Source organism: Inquilinus sp. (genome assembly GCF_057815775.1).
The window spans coordinates 1-6,543 of sequence record NZ_JBYRFX010000777.1 but is presented as its reverse complement, the minus strand read 5'-3'; the positions used below and the strand labels follow the sequence as shown (position 1 = coordinate 6,543).

General features: G+C 69.8%; 4 protein-coding genes. 2 read left to right on the top strand and 2 right to left on the bottom strand.

The window, feature by feature from the left end:
- Positions 1 to 167 precede the first annotated feature (167 nt).
- Entirely contained in the window at positions 168 to 1,091 is a 924-nt protein-coding gene (locus AC3XYG_RS27660) for a lysozyme inhibitor LprI family protein (RefSeq protein WP_489143094.1), read from the top strand.
- Positions 1,092 to 1,238: 147 nt separating this feature from the next.
- Here the strand turns inward: AC3XYG_RS27660 and AC3XYG_RS27655 are convergent, their stop codons facing one another.
- Both AC3XYG_RS27655 and AC3XYG_RS27650 read right to left on the bottom strand, forming a co-directional pair.
- On the bottom strand, positions 1,239 to 3,386 hold the full coding sequence (locus AC3XYG_RS27655) for a mechanosensitive ion channel family protein (RefSeq protein ID WP_489143093.1): 2,148 nt from the start codon (positions 3,384 to 3,386) through the stop codon (positions 1,239 to 1,241).
- Between the two features lie 244 nt (positions 3,387 to 3,630).
- Positions 3,631 to 4,527, bottom strand: a complete 897-nt coding sequence (locus AC3XYG_RS27650) for an alpha/beta fold hydrolase (protein ID WP_489143092.1) — start codon at positions 4,525 to 4,527, stop codon at positions 3,631 to 3,633.
- A 177-nt stretch (positions 4,528 to 4,704) separates the two neighbouring features.
- Between AC3XYG_RS27650 and AC3XYG_RS27645 the strand changes: the two genes are divergently transcribed.
- A partial coding sequence (locus tag AC3XYG_RS27645; RefSeq protein WP_489143091.1) for a beta strand repeat-containing protein occupies positions 4,705 to 6,543 on the top strand: 1,839 nt, incomplete at its 3' end.

Below are 6,543 nucleotides of genomic sequence, written 5' to 3'. Positions count from 1 at the left end.
TTCCTGCAAATTAACGTTATCTTAAGCTTCTGATTTGTAGAACTTTATTGCACACACGATGTATTGAGCGACATCAAGCTCCGCCGGACATTGCTTTTCGAATCTGGCGCAGCCTGATCCCAACGCATCGCGGGTCGGTCTCAACGTCCAACCGGGGGACGGACGCCATGACGCTCAGATTCTGCATCGCAGCGTGCCTTTTGCTGGCGGCCTGTGGCAACGGTCCCGGCAGCAATGCGCCGCTGGTCGGCGAAGGACCGCTGGTCGACCTGCCCTACCCCGGCATCCTGATCCCCGGACTTCCGCCGGCCCCGCGAGCCCCTTCACCCCAGCTTGCTTCCATGCCGCCGCCGGATGCCATCGCCCCCAACCCCATTGCCGAGGTCGATGCCGGCCCCGGCTGCGGCTCGGCCCGGCTAGGCCCGGCGCAGCGCGCGATCTGCGGGTCACCGACCGCGCTGTGGCTGGACAGCCAGCTCGACGGCATCCAGGGCTGGAAGATCGCGGCCACCGGGCCGGCCCAGATCGGTCCGCAGAAGACCGACGGCATGCGCCTGGCGGTGCGGCGCTGGGTCGAACAATGCGGCGCCGACATCGCCTGCATCCAGACCCGGCAGTTCGGCATGCTGCGCACCTTGACCGCGGCGATCGACCCGGCCGGCTGGGGCGGCCGCTACGACGGCCCGTATTGGACCATGTATGTGCTGCCGGCCCAGTATGTCGGCGAGGTCAACGTGTTCTTCTCGCTCGACCACAATGGCCGCGAATGCGCGCTGGCCTTCACCGGCGTCCGCCTGGACCTGGAGGACCGCTTCCCGCTGCCCGACCTGCGGGACGGCGCCATCGGCGGCCGCGACCGGCTGTACCTGGCCGATCCGGGCAACCCGTCGGCCTTCATCCGTTTTACCCGGGTCGGCACCAAGGTCTGGATCAACCGCGACGGCCGCACCCCGGCGCTGGACCGGCAATGCCGGGCCGGGGCGATCTACGGCGAGTACCGCAAGGACGAGGTGCGCAAGCCGATCGTCAGCTATCTCGGCGCGCCGGGCCTGGAGCCGCTGCCGCCGCACATCATGATCCCGGGGGCTTGAGCCCGTCCGATAATGCTACTGGCGCGGCCGTCTGGCGTCGGTTCTGCGCTTCCGGTGCTCACGGACCCAAACGTCCGCTGCGCGCCGGGTCTCGAAACCACCACCAGCCGACTCACGCCAGCGCATTCTCAAGCGGGCTCTGACAGATCAACCCGGCGCCGGCCCGCCGGTGGCGGCGATGGCCGCCGCGGCCAAAGCGGGATCGACCTCGCCGCCATCATGGCTGCGCACCACCACGTCGCGCCGGGCCAGGTGGATGCCGGCGGCGTCGAATTCCTCGAGGATGCGCTGGTACAGCTGGCGGCGGATCATGAACTGTTCGCCCGGCCGGGACATGAACTTGATCCCGACCACCATGTTGAATTCCTCGATCTGGCGCACGCCCTGGGATTTCGGCGCGTCGAGCAGATGCGGGCCCAGCAGCGGGTCGGCCGCGATCTCGGCGCCGATCTTCTTCACGATCTTCTTCACCTGGTCGACATTGGTGTCGAACGGCACCCGGAATTCCATCTTCACCACCACCCAGTCGCGGCTGAGATTGGTCATGGCCCGGGCCTCGCCGAACGGCACGGTCTGCAGCGCGCCGCGCTGGTGGCGCAGCTTGAGCGAGCGGATCGAGATCGCCTCGACCGTGCCCTTCAGGCTGCCGATCTCGACATATTCGCCGATCCGGAACGCGTCCTCGAGCAGGAAGAAGGCGCCGGAGACGATGTCCTTCACCAGGGTCTGGGCGCCGAAGCCGATGGCCAGCCCGACCACGCCGGCGCCGGCCAGCAGTGGCCCGATATCGATGCCGAGCGAGGACAGCACGATCAGCGCCGCGACCGTCAGCAGGGTGATGAAATAGGCGTTGCGGAACAGCGGCAGCAGGGTCTTCAGCCGGGCCTGCCGCGTCGCATCGGAGGCCGACATCGCGGTGGTCGAGCGGCTGAGCCGATGGTCGATCAGCGCCCGGCCGAGATGCCACAGCAGGTCGACCACGATCAGCGTCAGCACGATGCGCACCGCCGACCGCAGCACCAGCGCCCCCGGCTCGTCCGCCGCCATCATCGCATGCATCGAATCGACGCCCCAGCGGCCGGCCAGGAAGGCCAGCGCGCCGAGGATGATCAGGGCCTGGGACGTGCGCTCCACCAGCATCGCCAGGGGCTTGTCCTTGCCCTCGATCGAATCCGGCGAGGCGATCGACCGCGCCGCCTCACGGATCTGGTGCAGCCCCCAGGGCAGCAGCGCCAGCACGAACACCGTCATCGCCGCACGGGGTGCGCCGAGCGCGACCAGGACGACGACCGCCGCCATGGCGACGGTGACCAGCCAGCGCCCGAGGTCGTGGTGGATGCCCTGCCCCGACGTCCAGGCGCGGCGCCGCCAGGTGAAGGCGATGACCAGGCCCAGCACCAGGAAGGAGGTCAGCTCGCGGATCAGCAGCGCGGCATCGTCCGGCGCATCCAGCCGGCGCATCAGCCGGGCCAGGAAGACGCCACCGATCATCACGGTCGGGATCGCGATCAGCCAGCGCATGATGGTGGGCACCGCCGCTTCGGGCACCGCGATCAGGCGCAGATCCGGCCGGCCGGGCGACAGGCCGAGGCGCAGCACCTCTCGGGCCAGCCGGGCGACCAGCGCGATGGCCAGCAGCGAGATCACCAGGTGCTGGAAGCCCTGCGGCCAGGTGAAGGCCAGGAAGATGCCGAGGCTGCCGACGGCGAAGGCGACGACATCGCCGACGGCGAAGACCAGCCGGGCGGCGAAGACGGCGAGATGCTCCCCGATCCCCGCCCCCGGCGCGTGGATCAGCCGGCGGCGGACCGGCCGGGTCAGGCGGCGCAGCAGGTATTCGACCAGGACGCCAACACCGATGAAGGCCACGACGGCCAGGACCAGGCCGAGCACGCCGATTTCGGCCAGGGCTTCGCCGACCCGGGCGCCGACCCCGCCCAGGATGCCCGGCAGGTCGCGCAGCGTTTCGGCATACCACTGCAGCTTGGTGCGGGTGTGCATCCGCATCATGTCGATATCGTCCATCTGGGCAGACGGCGCCGCATCCGGCGTGGCCGCCGTGGACGGGGTCGTGGCAGAGGACGCGGGCTGTGCCTGCTGCTGGGCCAGCCAGCCCTGCACCTCGGGGTTGCGCAGCAGGTCGAGCAGTTGCTGCACCGGCACGGGCGGTGCCTGCTCCACCGTCTTCGCCGCCGGCGTAGGCGAGGCCGCGGACGGCACGTCCTGGGCCATGGCCCCCGTCATCGCGCTGACCTGAATCAGCACGGCCGCCACCACACCCCAAAACCGCCGCATCCGCCCCTCCCGCTCGCTGCGCGCATGCTGTCGTGCGGCGCGGCCCGTGGCAACGGGCATCAGAGCCAGAGTGGCGCTTATGCGTTGCCTCTCCCGCTTGCGGGAGAGGTCGGAGACGCGAAGCGGCTCCGGGTGAGGGTTCTTCGTCGCGGCCAGGCCAACCCTCACCCGGTCTCGCTGCGCGAGCCCGACCTCTCCCGCCAGGCGGGAGAGGCAACGCGAACTTACCGGGCCGGCCTTCCTTCTAATCGGCCCAGGCCTTGACCGTCAGCACCGCATCGGCGAAGGCATCAGGCGCTTCCTGGGGCAGGTTGTGGCCGATGCCTGATGTCACCACCCGGTGTTCGTACCGGCCGGTGAAGCGGGCGGCGTGGCCGGCGGTGCCGCCGATCGCCATCACCCCGTCGGCATCACCGTCCAGCGTCACCGTCGGCACCGTGATCGGCGGCTGGGCCGCCAGCCGGCGCTCGATGTCGGCCAGGTCGGGGTCGCCTGCCACCAGCCCGTAGCGGTGGCGGTAGGAGTGGATCGCCACATCGACGAAATCGGGGTTGTCGAAGGCCACGGCGCTGCGGTCGTAGGTGGCGTCGTCGAAGCGCCATTCCGGCGACCACAGCCGCCACAGCAGGCGGCAGAAATCGCGCCGGTTGCGGTCCAGCCCCAGCCGGCCGCGCTCGCCATGGAAGTAGTACTGGTACCAGTAGCGCAACTCGGCCTCCGGCGCAGCCGGTTCGCCCGATTTGGCGATGTCCTGGATGTTGTAGCCGTTGACCGAGACCAGGCCCTGCACCCGGTCCGGCCGCAGCGCCGCGACGACGCAGGCGGCCCGGCCGCCCCAGTCGTAGCCGCCGAGGACGGCCGATTCGATCTGCAGCGCGTCCAGCAGCGCCAGCAGGTCGTGGCCCAGCGCCGCCTGTTCGCCCGAGCGCGGCGTCGCGGCCGAGCGGAACCGGGTCGGACTATAGCCGCGCAGATAGGGCGCGATCACCCGGGCGCCGCGGGCGGCCAGCAGCGGCGCCACCTCGGTGTAGCTGTGGACGTCGTAGGGAAAGCCGTGCAGCAGCACCGCCGGCCATCCGGCGGGATCGCCCGTCTCCTCATAGGCGACGGTCAGCACGCCGGCATCGATCTGCTTGAGCATGAACCCTGAGTCTCCGTGATGGGATCGGCCATTGGAGCACACCCGGGGCCGGCCGTCGCGATTCCGGCGCCCCTGTGACTGAGGTAACACCCGGCCGCCCCTGCCGTCCGACATCCTCGCGACCGGACACAACCGAATGGGCGGCCGCCGGCCGCCCCGAGAGCAGGGAACCACATCATGGCGATCATCAACGGCACCGAAAACGCGGACACAATCACCGGCAGCGACCAGGCCGACACCATCAACGCCCTGGGCGGCGACGACGTGGTCGACGGCGGCAAGGGCAACGACATCGCCTTCCTGGGCGCCGGCAACGACGAATTCAGCTGGGCACCCGGCCAGGGCAGCGACACCGTCGACGGCGGCACGGGCACCGACACGCTCGACTTCCTGGGTGCCAACGTCGCCGAAAACATCACCATCTCGGCCAACGGTGACCAGGCGATCTTCTTCCGCGACATCGCCGCCGTGACCATGACCCTGCACGATGTCGAACACATCGCCTTCGACGCGCTGGGCGGGGCGGACACCGTCGCGGTCGGCAACATGGCCGGCACCGCCGTCAACCAGGTCACGGTCGATCTGGCTGGGGTTCTGGGCGGCACCACCGGAGACGGCTCGGCCGATCAGGTCAGCGTCGACGGCACCGCCGGCGCCGATGCCATCACCGTCACCCAGTCGGGCACGGCCATCGTGGTGGACGGCCTGCCGGCACAGACCGTGATCGACCATGCCGATGCCGGCCTGGACCACCTCACGGTCAACGGACTGATCGGCAACGACCGGATCGACGCCAGCGCGCTGGCCGCCGGGTCGGTGCTGCTGACCCTGGATGGCGGTGCCGGCAACGACACCCTGATCGGGGGCGCCGGGGCCGACACGCTGATCGGCGGCGACGGCAACGACACGGTCGATGGCGGCAAGGGCGACGACACCGCCTTCCTCGGCGCCGGCAATGACGAATTCAGCTGGGCCCCGGGCCAGGGCAGCGACACCGTCGACGGCGGCTCCGGCATCGACACGCTCGACTTCCTCGGGGCCAATGTCGCGGAAAACATCACCATCTCCGCCCAGGGCGACCACGCGATCTTCTTCCGCGACATCGCGGCCGTGACCATGAACCTGCACGATGTCGAACACATCGTGTTCGACGCGCTGGGCGGGGCGGACACCGTCGCTGTCGGCGACATGGGCGCCACCGCCGTCACCCAGGTGACGGTCGACCTGGCCGGCGTGCTGGGCGGCACCACCGGCGACGGCGTGGCGGATCAGGTCAGCGTCGACGGCAGTGCCGGCGCCGACGGCGTCGTCATCTCCCAGTCCGGCACGGCCGTTCTGGTCGACGGCCTGGCGGCGCAGACCGTGATCGACCATGCCGATGCCGGCCTCGACCATGTCACGGTCAACGGTCTCGGCGGCGACGACCTGCTCGACGCCAGCGCGCTGCCGGCCGGCTCCGTGCTGCTCACCCTGGATGGCGGCATCGGCAATGACACCCTGGTCGGAAGCGCCGGGGCGGATACCCTGATCGGCGGGGACGGCAACGATGTGCTCCGCGGCGGTGCCGGGGCCGACCATCTCGACGGCGGCGCCGGCATCGACACGGTCAGCTATTCCAACAGTGCCACCGCGGTGGTCGTCAGCCTGAACAGTCAGGTCGGAACCGCCGGCGACGCGCAGGGCGACACCTATGCCGGCATCGAGAATGTGGACGGCTCCCAGGCCTCGGACTCGCTGGCAGGCAACATCCTGGACAACGTGCTGCATGGCTTCGGCGGCAACGACGTGCTCGTCGGGCTGGCCGGGGCCGACACGCTCGACGGCGGCGCCGGCATCGACACCGCCAGCTACACCACCAGCACGATCGGCGTGAACGTCAATCTGAACACCCAGGTCGGCACCGGCGGCGACGCCCAGGGCGACACCTATATCAGCATCGAGAACGTCAATGGCAGCCAGGGTGCCGACACCATCACCGGCAGCGCGGTGGCCAATGTGCTGAACGGTTTTGGCGGC